This is a genomic window from Mesorhizobium muleiense, assembly GCF_900099905.1.
GTDB classification, from domain to species: Bacteria; Pseudomonadota; Alphaproteobacteria; order Rhizobiales; family Rhizobiaceae; genus Mesorhizobium; species Mesorhizobium muleiense.
In genome coordinates, this window is the sequence record NZ_FNEE01000007.1 from 258,957 (window position 1) to 278,566 (window position 19,610).

Annotated in this window: 22 protein-coding genes; 8 read left to right on the top strand and 14 right to left on the bottom strand. The window is 61.9% G+C overall.

Going from position 1 to position 19,610, the window contains the following annotated elements; genetic code table 11:
- Positions 1-252 precede the first annotated feature (252 nt).
- Both BLT09_RS15695 and BLT09_RS15700 read left to right on the top strand, forming a co-directional pair.
- Entirely contained in the window at positions 253-2,814 is a 2,562-nt protein-coding gene (locus BLT09_RS15695) for a GcvT family protein (RefSeq protein ID WP_091594443.1), read from the top strand.
- Positions 2,815-3,054: 240 nt separating this feature from the next.
- Positions 3,055-3,903 carry a DUF1194 domain-containing protein gene (locus BLT09_RS15700; protein WP_091594445.1) on the top strand — a complete coding sequence of 283 codons (849 nt, stop codon included), beginning with the start codon at positions 3,055-3,057 and terminating at the stop codon, positions 3,901-3,903.
- Between the two features lie 48 nt (positions 3,904-3,951).
- Here the strand turns inward: BLT09_RS15700 and BLT09_RS15705 are convergent, their stop codons facing one another.
- Positions 3,952-4,890 carry a GlxA family transcriptional regulator gene (locus BLT09_RS15705; RefSeq protein WP_268931533.1) on the bottom strand — a complete coding sequence of 313 codons (939 nt, stop codon included), beginning with the start codon at positions 4,888-4,890 and terminating at the stop codon, positions 3,952-3,954.
- A 260-nt stretch (positions 4,891-5,150) separates the two neighbouring features.
- Here BLT09_RS15705 and BLT09_RS34310 point away from each other — a divergent pair, with 260 nt between their 5' ends.
- Positions 5,151-5,603: a hypothetical protein gene (locus tag BLT09_RS34310; RefSeq protein WP_167366437.1), complete on the top strand. Its 453-nt coding sequence runs from the start codon at positions 5,151-5,153 to the stop codon at positions 5,601-5,603.
- 99 nt (positions 5,604-5,702) lie between these two features.
- Here the strand turns inward: BLT09_RS34310 and BLT09_RS15715 are convergent, their stop codons facing one another.
- The gene (locus BLT09_RS15715; protein ID WP_077383673.1) at positions 5,703-5,891 is read right to left on the bottom strand and encodes a hypothetical protein; all 189 of its coding nucleotides are present in this window, start codon (positions 5,889-5,891) and stop codon (positions 5,703-5,705) included.
- Between the two features lie 207 nt (positions 5,892-6,098).
- Between BLT09_RS15715 and BLT09_RS15720 the strand changes: the two genes are divergently transcribed.
- Positions 6,099-6,998, top strand: coding sequence for a LysR substrate-binding domain-containing protein (locus tag BLT09_RS15720; protein ID WP_091594450.1), 900 nt, complete (start codon positions 6,099-6,101; stop codon positions 6,996-6,998).
- Position 6,999: 1 nt separating this feature from the next.
- Here BLT09_RS15720 and BLT09_RS15725 read toward each other — a convergent pair whose 3' ends face one another.
- The 10 genes from BLT09_RS15725 to BLT09_RS15770 form a co-directional block, all read right to left on the bottom strand.
- Entirely contained in the window at positions 7,000-7,983 is a 984-nt protein-coding gene (locus BLT09_RS15725) for an alpha/beta hydrolase (RefSeq protein ID WP_091594452.1), read from the bottom strand.
- A 248-nt stretch (positions 7,984-8,231) separates the two neighbouring features.
- The gene (locus BLT09_RS15730) at positions 8,232-8,417 is read right to left on the bottom strand and encodes a hypothetical protein (RefSeq protein WP_091594529.1); all 186 of its coding nucleotides are present in this window, start codon (positions 8,415-8,417) and stop codon (positions 8,232-8,234) included.
- Positions 8,418-8,607: 190 nt separating this feature from the next.
- A complete protein-coding gene (locus BLT09_RS15735) occupies positions 8,608-10,737 on the bottom strand; it encodes an ASKHA domain-containing protein (RefSeq protein ID WP_091594530.1) in 2,130 nt (709 codons plus the stop codon).
- Positions 10,688-11,662: a methyltetrahydrofolate cobalamin methyltransferase gene (locus BLT09_RS15740; RefSeq protein ID WP_023798928.1), complete on the bottom strand. Its 975-nt coding sequence runs from the start codon at positions 11,660-11,662 to the stop codon at positions 10,688-10,690. The genes BLT09_RS15735 and BLT09_RS15740 overlap by 50 nt, the downstream gene beginning before the upstream one ends.
- Positions 11,663-11,740: 78 nt before the next feature.
- Positions 11,741-12,832, bottom strand: a complete 1,092-nt coding sequence (locus tag BLT09_RS15745; RefSeq protein ID WP_027154501.1) for a methylenetetrahydrofolate reductase — start codon at positions 12,830-12,832, stop codon at positions 11,741-11,743.
- Entirely contained in the window at positions 12,829-13,428 is a 600-nt protein-coding gene (locus BLT09_RS15750) for a methylenetetrahydrofolate reductase C-terminal domain-containing protein (RefSeq protein ID WP_091594455.1), read from the bottom strand. The genes BLT09_RS15745 and BLT09_RS15750 overlap by 4 nt, the downstream gene beginning before the upstream one ends.
- Positions 13,421-13,723, bottom strand: coding sequence for a virulence factor (locus BLT09_RS15755; protein WP_091594457.1), 303 nt, complete (start codon positions 13,721-13,723; stop codon positions 13,421-13,423). Before BLT09_RS15755 ends, BLT09_RS15750 begins: the two co-directional genes overlap by 8 nt.
- A 246-nt stretch (positions 13,724-13,969) precedes the next feature.
- A complete protein-coding gene (locus tag BLT09_RS15760) occupies positions 13,970-14,881 on the bottom strand; it encodes a fatty acid desaturase (RefSeq protein ID WP_236473680.1) in 912 nt (303 codons plus the stop codon).
- Positions 14,882-15,212: 331 nt separating this feature from the next.
- Entirely contained in the window at positions 15,213-15,620 is a 408-nt protein-coding gene (locus BLT09_RS15765; RefSeq protein WP_329608807.1) for a GFA family protein, read from the bottom strand.
- Positions 15,621-15,986: 366 nt separating this feature from the next.
- Complete coding sequence (locus tag BLT09_RS15770) at positions 15,987-16,559, bottom strand: DUF4893 domain-containing protein (protein ID WP_091594459.1); 573 nt, start codon at positions 16,557-16,559, stop codon at positions 15,987-15,989.
- Positions 16,560-16,561: 2 nt separating this feature from the next.
- Between BLT09_RS15770 and BLT09_RS35675 the strand changes: the two genes are divergently transcribed.
- Together BLT09_RS35675 and BLT09_RS15775 are read left to right on the top strand one after the other, a co-directional pair.
- Entirely contained in the window at positions 16,562-16,798 is a 237-nt protein-coding gene (locus tag BLT09_RS35675) for an NAD-dependent epimerase/dehydratase family protein (RefSeq protein WP_329608808.1), read from the top strand.
- A gap of 98 nt (positions 16,799-16,896) precedes the next feature.
- On the top strand, positions 16,897-17,604 hold the full coding sequence (locus tag BLT09_RS15775) for an NAD-dependent epimerase/dehydratase family protein (protein WP_329608811.1): 708 nt from the start codon (positions 16,897-16,899) through the stop codon (positions 17,602-17,604).
- Between the two features lie 7 nt (positions 17,605-17,611).
- Here the strand turns inward: BLT09_RS15775 and BLT09_RS15780 are convergent, their stop codons facing one another.
- Complete coding sequence (locus BLT09_RS15780) at positions 17,612-18,241, bottom strand: DUF1638 domain-containing protein (protein ID WP_027154496.1); 630 nt, start codon at positions 18,239-18,241, stop codon at positions 17,612-17,614.
- Between the two features lie 64 nt (positions 18,242-18,305).
- On the opposite strand from BLT09_RS15780, the gene BLT09_RS15785 reads away from it, so the two are divergent.
- Both BLT09_RS15785 and BLT09_RS15790 read left to right on the top strand, forming a co-directional pair.
- Complete coding sequence (locus BLT09_RS15785) at positions 18,306-18,446, top strand: entericidin A/B family lipoprotein (protein ID WP_036263015.1); 141 nt, start codon at positions 18,306-18,308, stop codon at positions 18,444-18,446.
- A 285-nt stretch (positions 18,447-18,731) separates the two neighbouring features.
- Positions 18,732-18,941 carry a hypothetical protein gene (locus tag BLT09_RS15790; RefSeq protein ID WP_091594461.1) on the top strand — a complete coding sequence of 70 codons (210 nt, stop codon included), beginning with the start codon at positions 18,732-18,734 and terminating at the stop codon, positions 18,939-18,941.
- Positions 18,942-19,070: 129 nt separating this feature from the next.
- On the opposite strand, the gene BLT09_RS15795 is transcribed toward BLT09_RS15790, so the two are convergent.
- Positions 19,071-19,610, bottom strand: a 540-nt coding sequence (locus BLT09_RS15795; protein ID WP_091594463.1) for a corrinoid protein, incomplete at its 5' end; no start/stop codon positions are given.

Here is a 19,610-nt window from a genome sequence, read left to right on the forward strand (position 1 = left end):
CATTTTCCCTTGAAACGGCTGGTCTCAACTGCGGTGCCGCGCGTCCTCTTGGATGCGCAACAACGCTATAGACCTTCTTTCTGCGCATGATCCCCACAAGAATCGAATCCGATTTTTCGGCGTTGTCCGCCGGGGTCGCGTCGCATCTGCAGCGTGTCGCAAACAGGCGGTAGCATGGCGGCTGGCGCCTGCATATTGTGCGCCGATCAAACGGGCGCGGGTGCCCGCTTTACCACCTTGGAGTCGCGGGCAATGGCAGGGTTTCCGGAAAAGGCGAAGGTCGTCATCGTCGGGCTGGGCGGTATTGTCGGCGCATCGATCGCCCATCACCTGATCGAGCGCGGATGGGACGACATCGTCGGCATCGACAAGTCAGGGATCCCGACCGATATCGGCTCGACAGCGCACGCCTCCGACTTCTGCTACACCACCAGCCATGATTTCCTGTCCTGCTGGACGACGCTCTACTCCATCGATTTTTATGAAAAGATGGGTCACTACGCCCGTATCGGCGGCCTCGAGGTTGCCCGCGTCGGCGACGACGAGCGCATGGCGGAGATCAAGCGCAAGATCGCCTCGGCAAAGGCTTTCGGAACGCGTGCCCGGCTGATCGAGCCGGCCGAGATCAAGCAGAAATTCCCGCTGATCGAAGAAGAGATGGTGCAGGGCGGCCTGTGGGATCCCGATGCCGGTCTCGTCATCCCGCGCTCGCAAACGGTCGCCGGCAAGCTGGTCGACCAGGCGGAAGCCTCCGGAAAACTTAAATCCTTCGCCAACACGCCGGCCCGGTCGCTTGTCGTCGAGAACGGTCGCATCAAGGGCGTGGTGACCGATCGCGGCACCATCGAAGCCGACTACGTCATCGTTTGCGCCGGTATCTGGGGCCGGTTGATCGCGGAAATGGTCGGCGAGGACCTGCCGGTCATGCCGATCGACCATCCGCTCACCTTCTTCGGGCCCTATACCGAGTTCGCCGGCACCGGCAAGGAGATCGGCTGGCCGCTGCTGCGTGACCAGGGCAACTCGGCTTACATGCGCGACACCGGCGATCCCAAGACCGCCGAAGGCGGACAGATCGAGTGGGGCTATTACGAAGAGACCAATCCGCGCCTTTGCCATCCGCGCGACCTTCTGGAGAAGGACCAGGCCCGCCTTTCGCCCTCGCAGCGCGACCTCGACATGGAACAGATCCTGGCGCCGCTCGAGCGCGCCATGGAACTGACGCCGATCCTGGGCGAACTGGGCTACAATGAGAGCCATTCCTTCAACGGGCTTCTGCAGGTGACGGCAGACGGCGGCCCCTCCATGGGTGAGAGCCAGAAGGTGCGGGGCCTCTGGTATGCCGTCGCGATCTGGGTCAAGGACGGCCCCGGCATGGGCAAGCTCATCGCCGACTGGATGACGGACGGGAGGACGTCGATCGACCACCACGCCATCGACTATGCGCGCTTCTATCCGCACCAGACGCAAGAGCAGTTCATCTGGGACCGCTGCACCGAAACGGCGATGAAGGTCTACAATCCGGCCGTCCATCCGCGCGAGCCCTTCTCCAAGGCTCGCGACGTGCGCCGCTCGCCCTTCTGGGAGCGCGAGAAAGAACTCGGCGGCTATTTCATGGAACTCGGCGGCTGGGAGCGCGCCCATGGCTATGCCGCCAACGAGCACCTGCTCGAGAAATACGGCAACCGGGTGCCGGTGCGCGAAAACGAGTGGGACAACCGCCATTTCTGGCGCGTCTCCAATGCCGAGCATCTCGCCATGAGCGAGGATTGCGGCATCGTCAACCTGTCGCATTTCGCGATGTACGACGTGGAAGGCCCGGATCATGTCGCGCTGATGGAGTGGCTGTGCGCGGCCAGGATCGGCGGCGACGGCAATATCGGCAAAGGCATCTACACCCATTTCCTCGACGACGAGGGCATGGTGCGCGCCGACCTGACCGTCATCCGCATGGCCGACCGCTGCCGCGTCATCGACGGCGCCGATGCCGGCCCGCGCGACTTCCACTACATGCGGCGGACGGCCCAAGACAAAGGGTTCGATGTCGCCATCACCGACGTGAGCGAAAAATACGTGACCGTCGGCATCTGGGGTCCGAACGCGCGCTCGACCTTGCAGAAGGTCGTCGAGGACCCGGACGGCCTGACGCCGGAGAATTTCGCCTTTGCGGCGATCAAGCCTGTCAGGATCGCCGGCAAGGACGTGACCGCTTTCCGGATCTCCTATGTCGGCGAGCAGGGCTGGGAACTGCACATGCGATACGAAGACGGCCTGGCCGTATGGGATGCTTTGCGTTCGACCGGCGTGATGGCTTTTGGCGTCGAGACCTATGCCAACAGCCGCCGCATGGAGAAGAGCCTGCGCCTGCAGAATGCGGATCTTTTGACCGAGTACAATCTGCTGGAGGCCGATCTTGCCCGCCCAAAGGTCAAGGAGGCCGATTTCAGCGGCAAGGCAAAGCATCTGGACTATCGCGCCCGCGCGCATCAGCCGGCCATGCTCTGCACGCTTGTCATGACGGATAACGTCGATTCCAACGGCGTGGCCCGCTATCCCGTCGGCACGATGCCGGTGATGGACCCGCAAACGGGTGAAACGCTGGTCGACGAACTCGGCCGCCGATCCTTTACGACCTCAGTCGCCTACGGCCCGACCATCGGCAAGAACATCGCGCTTGCCTATCTGCCGTGGGCGTATTGCCAGCAGGGCCGCAAGCTGGATGTCGAATATTTCGGCGAGACATACCCGGTCGAAGTGGCCGCCGTCGGCTACAGGCCGCTTTACGACCCTGACAACCTCAAGCCACGCAGCTGAGCCTCCCACAATAGAGGGTGAGAGGCGGACTCGCAAAATGTGAGCGCAAGGACTTAAGGCGCGTCACGTTTCGTGGGGAGTCATGCGCAGCGCCTTAAGTTCTCGTTTTTATGCAAGTCGTTGCCCAAACCCGCTGCGCACCCTTGGTTCAAGCCCGAGGGCATGCTTTTGGACGACATGCATTAGCCCGGCGCTGGGCTTTTCGCTTTGTGGCGTGACGATTTTCGCTTACCTTGCGGCATGTCTGCTTTTCCCCGCGCAGGACATCTCCTCTCAGGCGCCGCCGCGCTGGTGCTGATGCTCGTCCAGGCGCCGGACTCCCGCGCTGCCGATCCCGTCGACGTCGAACTGGTGCTGGCGGTCGACGTTTCGCTGTCGATGTCGCCGGCCGAACTCGAAATCCAGCGTCGCGGCTATGTCGCGGCACTGACACATGACACGGTCCTGCAGGCCATCGCCGACGGCGCCTACGGCAAGATTGCCGTCACCTATGTCGAATGGGCCGGCACGACCTGGCAGCACATCATCGTGCCGTGGACGGTGATCGCCAATCGTGCCGACGCCGAGCGGGTGGTCGACCAGCTCTCCGCCCATGCGCCCAACAGCGCGCGGCGCACCTCGATTTCCGGAGCCTTGCAATTCAGCAGCGATCTCTTCGCCGAGAGCGGCTTCCAGGGCGTCAAGCGCGTCATCGACATTTCAGGCGATGGCCCCAACAACCAAGGTGCTCCCGTCGACATCATCCGTGACGAACTGGTCAGGCAAGGCATTACCATCAACGGCCTGCCGCTGATGACCCGGGGCGGCTTCACCAGCGTCTACGACGTCAACTATCTCGACCGCTATTACACCGACTGCGTCATCGGCGGGCCCGGGGCGTTCATGATCCCGGTCAATGAGTGGACGCAGTTTCCCGAAGCGATCCGCCGCAAGCTGGTGCTTGAGCTTGCCGGGCCTGCCTCACCGCAATGGGCGGCGGAAGAAGCAGCGCATCCGTCGGTGGTGCTGGCGCAGGACAAGCCGGCCACCGACTGCCAGGTCGGCGAGAAGATGTGGCGCGACCGAAGCTGGATGTTCGACACCCGCTAGACTTCAATCGCCGTCCGCCAGAGGTACGCGTGCAAGATATTGTCTTGTCTACGCGGCCAGCAACTGCTTGCGATCGACGCGCTCCTGCTGCGGCGAGCGCGCATAGAGCTCGCGATAGCATTTGGAGAAATGCGAGGCGGAGACGAAGCCGCAAGCGACCGCCACTTCGACCACCGGCAGCGATGATTGGATCAGCAAGTGCCGGGCCCGGTCGAGGCGGATCTCCAGATAGTAGCGGGCAGGGGATCGTCCCATCTCGGTGCGGAATAGGCGCTCGATCTGCCGGCGTGACAGGTCGACATGGTCGGCGATCTCGATCAACGACAGCGGCTCGGACAGGTTTGCTTCCATCAATTCGATGATGGTCAACACCTTGGAGTTCTGCACGCCAAGGCGTGCGCGCAGCGGCAGGCGCTGGCGATCGGTCGGGCTGCGCACGCGGTCAGTCAAGACTTGCTCGCAGACCCGGTTAACCAGATTGTCGTCGAAATCGTCGCCGATCAGCTTCAGCATCATATCGAGCGCTGCGGTGCCGCCGGCGCAGGTGTAGATGTTCTGGTCGATCTCGAAGAGGTCGGCAAAGACATTGGCCTTCGGGAACGCTTCGGAAAAGCCCGGCAGGTTCTCCCAATGAATGGCGCAGCGCTTGTTGGACAACAGGCCGGCGGCGGCCAGTATATGAGCGCCAGTGCACAGGCCGCCGATGGCGACGCCGCGATTGTACTCCTCGCGCAGCCAGGCGAAGGCCGATTTGTTCTGATAGCGCTCGACATTGATGCCGCTGCAAACGACCGCCATGTTCGGCCGTTCGGGGCCGGACATCTTCTTGCGTTCGTCCTCCAGCGAGGTGTCGACGGCGCATTCGACGCCGTTCGAGGCGCGCACCGGCTTGCCGTCGATGCTGGCGAGCCGCCAGCGGTAGGCCTCATAGCCGAGCATCCGGTTGGCCGAGCGCAACGGATCGAGCGCCGTTGCAAAGGCGATCATGGTGAAATCGGGGACCAGGAAGAATACAAACGATCGCCTGATCGGATGATTTACGACGTTCACAGGGTAACCCTCACGCTGCAATGGCGCGAACAGGATGTCGCGATCAGCATAGCGACATCAGGAAAAACTTTTCCTGTCAATCGGCTAGGCGGCAGCGGATACACTTTATTTGCGACATGGGTCGCAAATGGGCAATCGCTAGGCGATGACGACCCAACCTGCTGGCGGATTGAGCGCATTTCGCATGAGGTCGGGGCATGACCAAGCACGCCGTCTCGGCAAACCGAAGCGGCGTTGTGATCAACTTCAAAGCAGCAGCAGCGAGCGCCGCTTGCGAGCTTGGCAGATCAGGCGACGAAGCCGAGGCGCGCGGCGGCCACGGCGCCGGTCTGGCCCGGCATGGTGTTGGCAAGGCGCTGGCGCTCGAGCGCGGTCGTCAGGCTCATTTCGCGGCGAGCAAAAAGGCGGGCAAAAAGCTTCATCATCATCTCCATTCGGTTGCTCAGACGGGTCGCCTTCGCGTGATGGAGTGGGGCAGCTCGTTGGCTGGCGCTGATATAGGCTTACGTGAAGGGAAACTAAATCGCAAAAGCGAAGCACTTGATAGGAAAAGCGACACGGCATGCGACGTATTTGGGCATTCCGCCAGATTAATGATCACTTACAAGGCGTTAGTTCAAAATTTTAGCTGCTATGCGGCCCGGTCATAGGCACCATGCAACGACGGCATGGCTCGGAAATGGCTGCAAATAAAAAGGCCTGCCGGACATGGTCTGTGCGGCAGGCCTTCAGCTTTTGATACACACGATCTATTTTGCTCCGCCAGCCCAGGATCCAACGCCGTGGCGAGTGCCGGTCTTGGTGTCGGCGGCTTCAGGCCAGCCGATATCCTTCTGCAGTTCGATCGGCAGAGAGCGGATGGCGCGTTCGGTCTGGTAGCGGGCGCGGGCCGCGCTAAATTCGGTCGCGATGCGGCCGATGGATGACAGGATGGACATTTTAATTCTCCTTTAGGGTTGGGTCGGGTGCCGGTCGCTCGGCGGACCAAGCGCTACATCCGGTTTGTTTCAGCTTCATTTCGTGTCGATTGCAGATCAGTGTCATCGCCGTCTGCCTTCGATGGAGTTGACTATCCTCCCAAAGTGATGTTCAATCAAACGAAATGGAATGATAGTTTGCATCAGAAAAATTGAAGGTCGATCCCGATGAACGCCCCACTCAATCATCCGTTGCCGCTGCTCGATCTCGACGTCTTGCGCACCTTCGTGGCGATCGCCGAAACCGGCAGTTTCACCACCGCTGCCAGTGCTGTCTTCCGCACGCCGTCGGCCGTCTCCATGCAGATCAAAAAGCTGGAGGACATTCTCGGCCGCTCGGTGTTTGCGCGCGACGCGCGCTCGGTGACGCTGACCACGGATGGCGAGATGCTGCTCGGCTACGCCCGCCGGCTGTTGTCGATCAACCGCGAGGTGGTGTCGAAGTTCATCATCCCCGACATTGTCGGGGTGGTGCGGCTCGGCTCGCCCGACGATTATGGAGAGCGCGTGCTGCCGCACGTGCTGAAGCGTTTTGCACAGTCGCATCCTTCGATCGCCGTCGACGTGACCATCGACCAGAGCGTCAATCTGCGTCGGCGCATGGACGACCGGGCGCTCGACATCACGCTTCTCACCAATTCCTACAAGACCAGCGCGCTCGGCGCCGAAGTGCTGCTCACCGAACCGATCGTCTGGGCCGGCGCCAAGGGCGGCTGCGCGCATCTGCGCGAACCGCTGCCGGTGTCATTGTGGGAAGAGGGCTGCGCCTGGCGGGCAGGCGCCCTCGAGGCGCTTGGGCGTGAGGGCCGCAACTACCGCGTCGCCTATATGAGTGCGCACACCGCCGGCCAGCGCGCCGCAATCATGTCCGACCTCGCGGTGGCGCCGCTGCCGAAATCGTTCCTCGGCAGCGACATGGTCGAGCTTTGCCCGAAGGACGGCATGCCCGACATCGGCACCTACAATCTGGCCATGGTCGTGGCGCCGGACGCCAGCGCGCCAGTGAACGCCGTTGCCGATCACATCCGCGCGACCTTCGAAGTGTTCAAAGAAACCGGAAAGTTTTGATTCAGGACTTCGACGGCGCAGACAGGTTGTGAGTGGAGACTTCACGACCTGTCCTTTGCAGTGCCAATTCGCCGGCCTTGGCATGATAGCTTTCGGTGTCGCTGGCTAAAAACGTCACGATGCTGTCCCGCGCGCGCCGCGCTTCTGGCATGTCGATCAGCGGCCAGGCATGGAACATGCCTTGCTCGTGCACAACCTCTATCGCGACACCGGCGGCACGGGCCTTTTGCGCGAAGATCAGATTGTCGGGGGTCAGCATGTCGCGCGAACCGGTCAGAAGCAGCGTTTTCGGCAACACCGAGAGGTCACCGTAAAGCGGACTGATGCGCCAGTCGCTGGGATCTATGCCGGCACTGTAGAGCCGGACTGCCTCCAGCCCGCCAGGAATTCCCAGCCACGGATCGTAGCGTTCCGCCTCGAACACTTCGGGGTTGGCGAGCGACAGATCGAGCCCGGGCGAAATCAGCACATGGCGCGACGGCAATGGCAGGTCGGCTTCCGCGGCCATCATGGTCAGCACCACGGCCATGTTGCCGCCGGCGGAATCACCAATGAAGACGATGTCCTGCGCTTCCGTTTCGTCGAGCATCTGACGGTAGACCTCGCCGACCATGCCGAACATGGCGTGGAAATCGTGTTCGGGAGCAATGGGGTAGATCGGCACGGTGATGCCGAAGCCCAGCCGATCGGCCATATCGGCGATCAGTCCCCAGTGGTAGGACGTGATTTGAAAGACATAGGCGCCGCCATGCAGGTAGAGGATCCGCTTTCGCTCGCCGGTCTTCGGCGCGATCTCGTACACGGGAAAGCCGTCCACGCTGCGCGTCGCGATCTCGAAACGCTGATGCAGCGATGCGGGCGGCTGATGGTTCTCCGTCTTGCGGGCATAGGCGATCCAGCGCTGCAGGTTTTCCGGGCTGGAAAAGGCTTTCTTGCGGCTATACCTGAGCACGAAGGAAACGACGTGGCTTTTGATACTGGGCATGCGGACACACGGACTTCGGCTGAGCCGACTAAGAGAACCCCTCGCAATCGAAGATCGTGCCTTCGCCCAGAATGTCAAGATTTGCGCGGTCTCAACACGGCCCTGTGATCTGGCTGGCAATCAAGGCCAGCGCAGCATCGCTCAGCGCCTGGGCAGCAGTACGGCGCGCAGCCGACGGTCGCTTGCTGCCGGAGCCGTATGACGGTTCCGGCGCTTGGCCAGCAGCTTGCATTTGTCGGCGAAGGTCATCAGCGCGCCGAACCCAGATGTCGGGCCGAGAAGGTGACCTGCGGGTCGTTGCGCGGCGACACGGGCCAGCCGATATCCTTCTGAATTTCGGGCGGCAGGCTGTTCATGGCCCGGACCGACCTGTTCCTGTTGTGCGCATGCTTGATGGCCGTACCAAAGCGGCCGAGGCTTTCGAACATCGACATCTTCATCTCCCTTGGAGTGCTGCGGCGGCTGAAAGTTATTTCCTGCCTGCCGTTCGATGCCGGTTAAATGCGCCGCGTGTGTATCGGGTGGATTTCGCTGATAACAGCGCCTTGTTTCTGTTTGGGCTGATCCGGAAACATATGCATGCAAATGAGAATGAGGGTGAGTGCAGCTTTTAGCAGCGGGATGCTACCCCCGGCCGCGCCGGGCGGCGTGGCCTTCGCGCGAACGACGCCGTGGGGCGGCATCGCCGGCAATGCCGTCCTCGCTCACGGTCTTGCGCGGTGGCAGCTTCACCGCCGCCGATAGTTTCGGGAACGGGTCGATCTTGTTCGGCAGCGCCATGGCATAGACGAAATGCTCCTGGAATCTCGGCTCCAGCGCGGTCTCGATCTTCTCGATCCGGCTCACTGTTTCCTCGATCTCGCGGCGATAGCCGCGATTGAGCAGCGCCATGCGCGCACCGGCACCGGCGGCGTTGCCGACGGCCGAGACCTTGTCGAGATCGCAGTCGGGAATCAGTCCCAGCACCATGGCGTATTTCGGATCGATAAAGGAGCCGAAGGCACCGGCGAAGTGGATGCGGTCGACATGATCGGTGTGCTGCTTTTCCATCAACAGCTTGGTGCCGGCGTAGAGGGCCGCCTTGGCGAGTTGGATGGCGCGCACGTCGGTCTGGGTGATGGTGATCCTCGGCTCGCCTTCCTTCAGCACGTAGGAGAAGGTGCGGCCATTGGCGGTGACGCGCGGCGAGCGGGCGCAGAGCCCACCGTCGACGACGCCGTCCTCGGAGATGATGCCGGCCAGGTACATCTCGGCGACCACCTCGATGATGCCGGAGCCGCAGATGCCGGTGACGCCGGTTGCCTGGACGCTGTCGAGGAAGCCGGGCTCGTCGGACCACAGTTCCGAGCCGATGACGCGGTATTTCGGCTCCAGCGTGTCGGGATCGATGCGGACGCGCTCGATGGCGCCGGGCGCAGCGCGCTGGCCGCCGGAGATTTCCGCGCCCTCGAAGGCCGGACCGGTGGGCGACGAGGCCGCCACGACCCGCTGGCGATTGCCGAGCACGATCTCGGCATTGGTGCCGACATCGACGATCAGCATCATCTCGTCCTGGCGGTGCGGGCCTTCCGACAGCGTCACCGCAGCCGCGTCGGCGCCGACATGGCCGGCGATGCAAGGCAGCATGTAGAGCCTGGCCCCCTGGTTGAGCTTCAGGCCGATATCCGACGCCTTGATGTGCACGGCGCCCGAGACAGCCAGCGCGAAGGGCGCGCCGCCGAGTTCGGTCGGGTCGATGCCGAGGAACAGATGGTGCATGATCGGATTGCCGACGAAGACGCAATCCAGGATGTCGTTGCGCTGGACGTTGCCTTCCGCGCAAACCTTGTCGACGAGGCCCGAGATCGCCTCGCGCACCGCGACCGTCATGCCTTCGCGGCCGTCCGGGTTCATCATCACATAGGAAACGCGGCTCATCAGATCCTCGCCGAAGCGGATCTGCGGGTTCGACGTGCCTGACGAGGCGGCGACGCGGCCCGACAGCAGCGACACCAGATGCATGGCGATGGTGGTCGAGCCGATATCGCAGGCAAGCCCGTAGGCCTCGTTCTTGAGGCCGGGCCACAACGAGATGACCCGCGCGGTCTCGCTGTCGGCATCCTTGTGGATGGCGGCGGTCGCGGTCCAGTTGCCTTTGCGCAGGATGCCTTGCACCTGGGGCAGCAGATGGAAATCGAAATCGAGGCTGTTGAGCCCCCAGTCCTTCATCAGCGCGATCTTCAGGCGATCGAGATCGCCTGAAGGATTGTGCATGTCGGGCTCTTCGATCTCGACATAGCACATGTGGATTGCCGAATCGCGGGCAATGACCCTGGTGTCGGCATCCTTGCGAATGGTCTGGGCGTTGATGACCGTGTCCTGCGGCACATCCACGACGAGATCGCCGAGGATCTGCGCCGAGCAGGACAGGCGGCGCCGTTCGGGAAGGCCGCGCACGCGTTCGTAGCGTTCCTCCTTGGCGCCCTTGGGCGAGATGTGGTCGTTGGAAGAGACGATCTTGTGCTTGGCGAAATTGCCTTCCTGCACCTCGACCTGGCAGCGCCCGCAGGTGGCGCGTCCACCGCACACGCTCTCGACATAGACGCCGAGCTGGCGTGCGGCATCGAGCACCGGCGTGCCGACCGGAAACCGCCCGCGCTTGCCGGACGGCATGAACAGCACGAGTGGATCGGTGATGTTGGCAGGAGAGTTCACGATTGCGCGCTTATCCTCGGGCCATACGGGCTTCACGACCCCCGCGCCGGCGACCGCCATTGCCATTGCCTTCGCCCGGCGCATTGACTTGCGTGGGCGCCGCGATCGCCTGGCCGCCCTCGGCCGGCTTGTAGTCCTTGTAGGTCCTGATCCAGTTGGTGCAGTTCTCGTCGGTGCCGTTCAGCACATTGGCGCCGCGCACCGCTTCCATCTCTTGCGGACGCACCGGGTTCATGATCGCCGAGGTCATGCCGGCGCCGATCACCATCGGGATGAAGGCAGCATTGATGCCGTGGCGGTGCGGCAGGCCGAACGAGATGTTTGACAGGCCGCAGGTGGTGTTGACCTTGAGCTCTTCACGCAGCCGGCGCAGCAGGGCAAAGACCTGGCGGCCGGCGTCGCCGAGCGCGCCGATCGGCATGACCAGCGGGTCGACGACCACGTCATGCGCCGGAATGCCGAAATCGGCGCAGCGCTCGACGATCTTCTTGGCGACGGCGAAGCGCACATCCGGATCCATCGAAATGCCTGTCTCGTCGTTGGAGATGGCAACCACCGGGACATTGTATTTCTTGACCAGCGGCAGGATGGCTTCGAGCTTTTCTTCCTCGCCAGTGACGGAGTTGACCAGCGGACGGCCCTTGGCGACCCTGAGCGCCGCCTCGATCGCCGCGGTCACCGAACTGTCGATCGACAGCGGCAGGTCGACCAACCCCTGCACGATTTCCAGCGTCTGCACCAGCAGGCCGGGTTCTGTCTCGTTCGGGTTGACCGAGGTGACGCCGGCATTGACGTCGAGCATGGTCGCGCCGCAGGCGGCCTGTTCCAGCGCGTCCCTGATGACGGTATCGAAATTGCCTGCGATCATCTCGGCCGCGAGCTTCTTGCGCCCGGTTGGATTGATGCGCTCACCGATCACGCAGAAGGGCTGGTCGAAGCCGATGATGATTTCTCGTGTCGCCGAGGCGACGATCGTCCGGGTCATGCAATCTCTCCCTCGTGATATAAAGACTTCTTTATATCGTTTCTGTTTTCGATCAAGCGAATGGTGGCGTCCGCGCCATCAATGCGCGGTCTTGACCATGTCGACCTGCGTTTCGGTGATCTCGTCGTGCAAAATGTGGTCGAGCCGGTCGGCGACAAGCTGATCGTCGCGGCGGATTTCGCGTTTCCAGGGCTGGCGCCCCTTCAGCACGCCCGATTCATCGACGATCTCGGCGACATATTCCTCCTGGCGATAGGCCATCACATGGACGCCGCAGACGCCGGGAATTTCTTTCACCTCGTTGATGATATCGATGCAGAGCTGCTTGCCTTCCTTCTTCTGGTCCTGGGCGCCTTCCAGCCGCTTGACGATCGAATCGGGGATATGAATGCCCGGCACGTTTGAGCGGATCCATTTGGCGGTCTTGGCCGAGGCCAGCGGTCCGACGCCGCACAGGATGAAGCATTTTTCCGTAAAACCGAGATCGCGGACCTGCTGCATGTAAGTGCGGAACATCGGCACGTCGAAGCAGTACTGGCTCTGCACGAATTGCGCGCCGGCGGCGATTTTCTTGCCCAGCCGGTAGGGGCGGAAATCGATCGGCGGCGCGAAAGGGTTGATCGCCGCGCCGAGGAAAAGCTGCGGCGGCGTCGTCAGCTTGCGGCCGGACAGGAACTTGCCATTGTCGCGCATGATGCGGCAGGTTTCCAGCAGTGACATGCAGTCGAGATCGAATACCGGCTTGGCGCCTGGCTGGTCGCCGGCCTGCACGCCGTCGCCGGTCAGGCACAGCATGTTGGCGACGCCCATCGCCGCCCCGCCCAGTACGTCGCCCTGGATGGCGATGCGGTTCCTGTCGCGGCAGGCGATCTGCATGATCGGGGCATAACCCATACGGGTCAGCAGCGCACAGATGCCGACCGACGACATGTGGCAGTTGGCGCCCGAGGCGTCGACGGCGTTGATGGCGTCGACCCAGCCGTCGAAGATTTTGGCGCGGTTGTAGACGTCTTCCGGATCGGCGCTGTCCGGCGGGTTGAGCTCGGTGGTCACCGCGAATTCGCCGCGCCTCAGGACGCGCTCCAGCCGGCCGCGCGAGGTGTGGCCGGGCAGGGGGTCGAGCGGCAGATGGATGCCGGCCGGGTTCTCGTCGGGCTGGCGGCCGATCATGCCGGTGCCCCAGGTTTTGGAACGTTGCGCGCGGCTTCGCGGGCGGCGGCGGCCTGTGCGGTCACCCGCAGCCATGCCGAGGTCTCGCGCAGCGACTGGTCGACCGGCTTCTGCACGTCGAGGATCTTGTCGCCATGCGCCATATTGCGTGAACCTTCCCAGGCCTTGACCCAGACGCACGGCATATCAGGCTCGACCTCGCAATTGCCGTTGGCGCGCACACCGCCGCAAGGGCCGTTGCGCAATTGCTTGGGGCAATTCATCGGGCACGACATGCCGGTAGAAGAAAGGACGCACTGGCCGCACATGCGGCAGTCGAACATAAAACCCTTGACGCGTTTTTCGACGAATTTGATCGGACCTTCGACGCGGCCGTAACCGATGCGCTTCCACAGCGGATGGAGGAGCAAAAACATGTCGGAGAACCTGGCGTAGAACCATTCGAGCAGTCGCGAGTGGCGGACGGACCACAGCCTGACAGCGAAGGAGCGCTGCACGCGCCGCTGCGGCGACACGTCGGCCGGCTTGTAGTCGGATTTCGGCGCTGCCTTCTTGACCAGAGTGGCCTGGGTAATCGCCGGGGTCTTTTCAGACATCTTCTTTTCCGCCCGCCTTGACCAGAGCGACCAGCCGCTCGCGGTCGTATTTCGCGTCGATGTCCTGAAAGGCTTTTTCCGCCTCGCCTTCAAGATCGTCGCTGACCGACACGGGGTCGGCCTTGCGCCATTCGGCAAGGTAGTCGTCGGTGCCGCCGGCGCCGGTGCGCATCGCGCACATGTCGATCGCCTCGGTGAAACGCAGCGGCAGTTCGCGCTTGGCGTTCTGCCGGCCCTTCTTGACGATGACCTGGGCGGGGATGTCGCGCCAGTAGACGACGATCAGATCGGCCATGAATTTCCTACTCCTCGCGCATGACCCGAAAATCGGCATCGATTTTGGAAAGGATCATGCGCCGACTTAAAGTGCTACAGCGTCCATTGCGCGTCCAATGGGACGCGCGGCGCTGTAGTGAGTGCGAGCATTGCCGGAAGCGCTGTCGGGCTGCTTGTTATGGGACGACGCGCGCGCATTCAAAAGCGACGCAATTGGCAGCCGCAACGGAAACGCGAAAATATTCGATGCTTGGCCTGGTTTTGATCAGCCGGCGCGACGATCGAAGCTGCCGACAAGCTTCCTGTGGAAGCGGACATAGCCTCGCTCGGTCGTGCGCAGATGTTCGGCGACAATTTGGTGGAAACGCGGCAGGCAGTGAAAGGGAACGGCCGGATAAGCATGGTGCTCGGAGTGGTAAGGCATGTTCCACGCCACGAAGCGTACCAGCCTTGTGGTAAAGGTGGTGCGGGTGTTTTCGAGCATGTTGGCGACATGCGGGCAGAGCGCGTGCTCGGCCAGCAGATAGGCCCGCAAAAACGGCTGACCGACGAGCACCGGCACAATCCAGACCCACAACAGCAGCGCTGACTGCACGGCCAGGGAGGCTGCCAGCAGCATCGCATAGGCGATCAGAAACCAACGCGCTTGCGAAATCACCTTGTCGCGGCCCTTGTCCGGCACGAAGCCGTCGCGGTTGCGGCCGGCGGCGTTGACGACGATCACGCGCGCCATGCCGCTCCAATAGGGGATTCCGGAGAGATAGCGCACATACTGGCCGATGGTCTCCGGTTTCGGAGCCATCAGTTCGGGGTCATTGTCCGGATCGTGCGTGTGACGGTGGTGCGCGAAATGGAAATAACGGAACCATGCCGGCGGCAGCAGGATCAGGAAGCCGGTGACAGTGGCGATGGCGCGATTGAGCCACGGCGTCCTGAAGGCGGTTTCGTGGATCGTCTCGTGCAACAGCGTGAAGAAAAAGACGACCAGGATTCCCTGCGGCAGCACGAGAACCGGCCAGAACGGAATGCGGGCGGCGATCAGCGCACCCAGCACGACAACAAGCCCGCCGTGAACGGCCAGCCGGACAATGCCAGGCCTGTCCAGTTTGGCGGTGAGGTCGCGACGATCCTCGACCGAAAGGCTGGCGATGATGGTGCGGTGGTCGATTTCGCTCATAAGTGCCAAGCTTATCGCCAGGGCGCTGTCCGGTAAATCGGCGCTCGTTGCCAGACGCCGGTTTTTGCGCCGGTCCAGCGATGGAACCAGATCGTCGGATGGCACCATTGTTTTCAAGGCAGGCCGCGGCGCGGCGCCCGCAAAGACATAGTGCTAGTCGTGAAAATCTGACGGCTGATACCCAAATCGAATCGCAGCGATGGGCGGTTAACTGCCGCCCGCTAAACGCCTTGCGAAGGACCGGCGTGCGGACTGAGCGGTCGTTCACCGGAGGCATTGAACGACCGGAGGCGGCCGATTTCGGCCATCACTCACCCAGAAAAAAGCGCGGTCAGTAGCTGTCGCTCTGCGGTAGACCGTCTGGGATCTCGTAGTAGTCGCCCTTATCCCCGACAAATGTGTGTTTGGAGAGATGCAAGCCGGTCGGGCCATCGAATAGACCCATCGCGACCGCTGTGAACTGGTAGCCTTCAATCGTCGGCTTCCAGAACAACGTCGAGCCGCACTCAGAACAGAAGCCACGTTCGACTTTGTCGGATGATTGGAACCATCGGACGTGCTGTTCACCCCCGACTGAGAGCGCGTCGCGCCGGACATTCACAGCAGCGAGGACGTGGCCAGATTGCCTCCGACACATCCTGCAATGGCAAGCTTCAGGCTGATGTTCAATTGGACCTGTGACCTCGACGCTGACACTGCCGCACAGGCACGCGCCCCTCAACATGGCACCTCTCCACATCCGACATCGCCGTCCTCGCTAGGTCGGCGGTACTCACAATTCGTAGGCTAAATTGTACGACTGGAATTGGCCAACCACATGACGTTCGTGTTGCGTATGGCGAAGGGCGAGCGACCCCGAACCGGACATTGGTGCCTTTCGTGACGAAGGTCCACACGGGTCGATTGTTACGATTGCGCCGCAAACGTACACTTGAGGTCTGTTATCCGCTCAATCGAGCCGTTCGTCGCGATTGACGTGGACGGCTGCAAGGGGGTCGTCTCGCGTCCTTCTACGTGGGTACCAAGCGTCAGGACTTCACCACCAGCGCGTGGGTTCGCTTGGACCGCCGGGTTAACCCTGATGATCGGCCTCAGGACAGCGGGCTCAGCGCCTGAGCTCAAGGATGTCGAGCTTCGATTCGTGATAGGGGGCCGGGAACTCGATGCGCCATTCGTTGGCGCTGTTGCGAAAGGCATAGCCGACCTGGTCGCTTTGCGGGCCGCTGCCATAGGGCTTTGCGGGATTGTTGTTGACAAAGAAGGAGCCGAGATAGATTGCGCGCTTTTCGCCGTCGTCGAAGAAACGGCCCCTGGTGCGCTGCGAACCGGTGAGTTTTTCCAGCATCCAGCCCGAACCATCGTCGCTCACCTTGCACTTGAACCAGCCATAGATGACGAGCGGGCTCAGTCCGCCGGCCTTGATGGTACGGCATTGCCAGTTGCCGGTCAGGTCCTTGTTGGAAAACGCGACCAGCGGTTTTGCCAGCAAGGCGTCGAGCTGCTTGACCTCTGCGGCTTCGCCGGCCTTGGCTTCATCAAGGGCTGCCTTGCGCGTCTCATCATATTTGCCCAGCCGCACCTTGTCCGCGGGCGTGATCAGCTTCCGCACCTCGCCATCGGCGAGCGCGGGCAGGGCGAAGCAGAAAACGCTTGCGGCAATCAAGAGGCGAGCGATCATCGGTGCGTTTCCCGGTCGACGGCTGGAACAGCCTGTTTTCTCGTTTGGCATACAACTTACCCGTTCGCGGTGGCCTGTCATCCGTGCTTAACAGCGGCCAGCTTAAACTCGTGGTTTTGCCGATGCGGATCTTGCTTACGGGGTCGTCAGGCTGGCTGGGCAGCGCGCTCGCGCCGCGCCTGCGGGCGCTTGGCCATGACGTCATCGGACTGGATCCGGTCCCGTCGCCGCAAACGTAGGTGATAGGCTCGGTCGCCGACCGTGATCTGGTGATGCGGACGGTCAGGGGAACCGCATCGAGGCGATCGTCCACAGCGGCGCACTGCACAAGCCTGATATCGAACACCACCGCAATGAGGATTTCATCGAGACGAATGTGCGCGGCACGCTCAACCTGCTCGACGCGGCGGTGTTATCGGGCGTTCAGCGCTTCGTCTTCACGTCGACAACCTCGCTGATGATCTCGAAAGCCATACGTGCCGGCCTCACCGGCGGTGCGCGCAAGGCCGCCTGGCTGACGGAAGAGATCTCGCCCGAGCCGCGCAACATCTACGGCGTAACCAAGCTCTCGGCCGAACATCTTTGCCGCCTCTATCACATCCAGTCCGGACTGCCGGCGATCGTGCTGCGCACCGCCCGGTTCTTTCCCGAAGCAGACGACATGGCGCATGCGATCGACCAGTCGGACGCCAACACCAAGGCCAATGAGCTGTTGTTCCGTCGTCTAACCGTGGAAGATGCCGCCGAGGCCCATGTCGCGGCGCTGGAGAAGGCTCCACAGCTAGGCTTCGACGTCTTCATCATCTCGGCGCCAACGCCGTTCCGGCCTGATGATTGCGAGGCATTGATAGCTGACGCGCCGCCAGTCGTGGCGCGTTATTTTCCGGAGTTTCCGGCGCTTTATGCGCGAAAAGGCTGGACGATGTTTTCCTCGATCGACCGTGTCTACGACGCGTCGCGGGCGCGGGACAGGCTGGGCTTCGTCTGCAAGACGCGCTTTGCCGCTGTGCTTGCCGGGCTTGCAGTGGAAGAAGACCGCGCCTGATCGAACGTCAGCCGTGTGCCGCGGCGCTGGCCAGCTCCGTCGTCAGGTCGCCATAGCCGGTGGAACGGCGCTCATAGGCGAGGCCGAGCATTTTCGCGGCTTTCTCGGCGACCTTGTCGAGTTCAGGATCGTCGGTCTGGGCGATATAGACTAGCTTCTCGTAATTGCCGAAATAGTCCTTGATCAGCTCCGGATGCCTGTCGAGGCCGAGCGGCTTCATGAAGAAGGCATCGAACTGCCGGCACAGGAAATCGGTCATGTAGAACGACATCATGTCGTCGTCGGCGATTTTCGCATAGGCTTCCATGCCCTGGTAGAAGGCAAAGCAATGCGGACCGGCCATGCGCTCGACCCCATGCTTCTCGCAGACGCGGTCGAGCAGGCCGCCGGTGCCGCAATCGGCATAGCCGACGAAAATATTGGTGTAGCCGTCCGCCTTGGCCTTCTCGATTGCCTTGTCCATGGCCGGCGCGATGCGGTCCGGGTAGAAATGGAACTCCGCCGGCAGGCAGGTCAGGTCGAGATGGTCGAGCCCCAGCTGCTCCTTAACGGCCAGAACTTCGCGCGCAATCATCCCGCAGGCGATGACAAGCAGCCTGTCACCTTGATCGGGTTGTAGTTTTCGCGCAATGCTCATGGAACCAGTCTAACCGATTTTCGTTGCTGTCCCACGAATCTATCTGTTGAGGGAGATACCATTCATGAAACCGCTACGCATTGCGCCGATCGCCATCCTCGCTTGCGCCCTGGCTCTTTCGGCCTGCGCCAACACCGTCCGCGGTGTCGGCAGGGATGTCAAATCGACAGCCAACGCGGTCGAGGATACGGTCCAAAATCCCTGATCCCGCGGATATCAACAAGGCGCACCGCTGTCGAGGAAGTTCAAGCGATGCACGTTAAGCCCTTGTAATATATGGGAGCAACAAAGCCGCGTTGCAAGGCTTGGCTCGGTTTATGGTCCATGCCGAATTCGCCGAAGTGAGGTCGAAGCGGCAGTGGTGTCCGCCTATTGCAATTGTTTCGTCAGGTGGGGGTTCGCTGGGGCAGGCACAAAAAGTTGACTTTTCCAATGCGGGACATGCCGGTAGTCTTTCCCTGTACCTCAACAACGAAGCTAGGAGCATAGAATGAAGACCGCTCTCTTGGTTGTCGCCGCTCTGGGCCTATCGGTATCCGGCGCCGCAGCGGAATGTGTCGGCCACAACAAAACGACGGCTTCCGTAGATCAGCAAACCAAAGCTGCAAGCGTACATCAGCAAACCAAAGTCGCAAGCGTCGCGAATACAACCGCCGACACGCCGATCCTGAAAAAGGAAGAGGCGAAAGAGTCTGAATAGGCACTTCAAGCCGTTACGCGGGTCGCTGTTGCTTGTTGAAGTCTTGACATGCCGGCGCTACGCGGCGCCTCGTCTGCAAGAGCATAAGTACGGGCTCCGTAGTTATGCTCTTGTGTTCTCCTCGTCAGTTCAGGCCGAAGCGCGGACGTTGTGCTTGCGCTTCATAAAATCCTTGGCGGTCTCGACTGCCACGGCTGCGTCGCGGCAATAGGCGTCGGCGCCGACGGCTTTGCCGAATTCCTCGTTGAGCGGTGCGCCGCCGACCAGCACGACGTAGTCGTCGCGGATGCCCTTTTCCTTCATCGTGTCGATGACGACCTTCATGTAGGGCATGGTCGTCGTCAGCAGCGCCGACATGCCGATGATGTCAGGCTGGTGCTGTTCGATGGCGTCGAGATATTTTTCCACCGCATTGTTGATGCCGAGGTCGATGACGTCGAAGCCGGCGCCCTCCATCATCATGCCGACAAGGTTCTTGCCGATGTCGTGGATGTCGCCCTTGACCGTGCCGATCACCATCTTGCCCTGCTTCGGCGCGCCGGTGGCGACAAGCAGCGGACGCAGGATGAACATGCCCGCCTTCATCGCGTTGGCCGACAACAGCACTTCCGGCACGAACAGGATGCCGTCGCGAAAATCCTCGCCGACGATGCGCATGCCTTCGACCAG

Bases quoted from the DNA above. Each gene is read 5' to 3' on its own strand.
- BLT09_RS15695 (WP_091594443.1), top strand. From the start codon at position 253: ATGGCAGGGTTTCCGGAAAAGGCGAAGGTCGTCATCGTCGGGCTGGGC.
- BLT09_RS15700 (WP_091594445.1), top strand. From the start codon at position 3,055: ATGTCTGCTTTTCCCCGCGCAGGACATCTCCTCTCAGGCGCCGCCGCG.
- BLT09_RS15705 (WP_268931533.1), bottom strand. From the start codon at position 4,890: ATGATCGCCTTTGCAACGGCGCTCGATCCGTTGCGCTCGGCCAACCGG.
- BLT09_RS34310 (WP_167366437.1), top strand. From the start codon at position 5,151: ATGACCAAGCACGCCGTCTCGGCAAACCGAAGCGGCGTTGTGATCAAC.
- BLT09_RS15715 (WP_077383673.1), bottom strand. From the start codon at position 5,891: ATGTCCATCCTGTCATCCATCGGCCGCATCGCGACCGAATTTAGCGCG.
- BLT09_RS15720 (WP_091594450.1), top strand. From the start codon at position 6,099: ATGAACGCCCCACTCAATCATCCGTTGCCGCTGCTCGATCTCGACGTC.
- BLT09_RS15725 (WP_091594452.1), bottom strand. From the start codon at position 7,983: ATGCCCAGTATCAAAAGCCACGTCGTTTCCTTCGTGCTCAGGTATAGC.
- BLT09_RS15730 (WP_091594529.1), bottom strand. From the start codon at position 8,417: ATGTCGATGTTCGAAAGCCTCGGCCGCTTTGGTACGGCCATCAAGCAT.
- BLT09_RS15735 (WP_091594530.1), bottom strand. From the start codon at position 10,737: ATGGCGGTCGCCGGCGCGGGGGTCGTGAAGCCCGTATGGCCCGAGGAT.
- BLT09_RS15740 (WP_023798928.1), bottom strand. From the start codon at position 11,662: ATGACCCGGACGATCGTCGCCTCGGCGACACGAGAAATCATCATCGGC.
- BLT09_RS15745 (WP_027154501.1), bottom strand. From the start codon at position 12,832: ATGATCGGCCGCCAGCCCGACGAGAACCCGGCCGGCATCCATCTGCCG.
- BLT09_RS15750 (WP_091594455.1), bottom strand. From the start codon at position 13,428: ATGTCTGAAAAGACCCCGGCGATTACCCAGGCCACTCTGGTCAAGAAG.
- BLT09_RS15755 (WP_091594457.1), bottom strand. From the start codon at position 13,723: ATGGCCGATCTGATCGTCGTCTACTGGCGCGACATCCCCGCCCAGGTC.
- BLT09_RS15760 (WP_236473680.1), bottom strand. From the start codon at position 14,881: ATGAGCGAAATCGACCACCGCACCATCATCGCCAGCCTTTCGGTCGAG.
- BLT09_RS15765 (WP_329608807.1), bottom strand. From the start codon at position 15,620: ATGTGGAGAGGTGCCATGTTGAGGGGCGCGTGCCTGTGCGGCAGTGTC.
- BLT09_RS15770 (WP_091594459.1), bottom strand. From the start codon at position 16,559: ATGATCGCTCGCCTCTTGATTGCCGCAAGCGTTTTCTGCTTCGCCCTG.
- BLT09_RS15780 (WP_027154496.1), bottom strand. From the start codon at position 18,241: ATGAGCATTGCGCGAAAACTACAACCCGATCAAGGTGACAGGCTGCTT.
- BLT09_RS15785 (WP_036263015.1), top strand. From the start codon at position 18,306: ATGAAACCGCTACGCATTGCGCCGATCGCCATCCTCGCTTGCGCCCTG.
- BLT09_RS15790 (WP_091594461.1), top strand. From the start codon at position 18,732: ATGAAGACCGCTCTCTTGGTTGTCGCCGCTCTGGGCCTATCGGTATCC.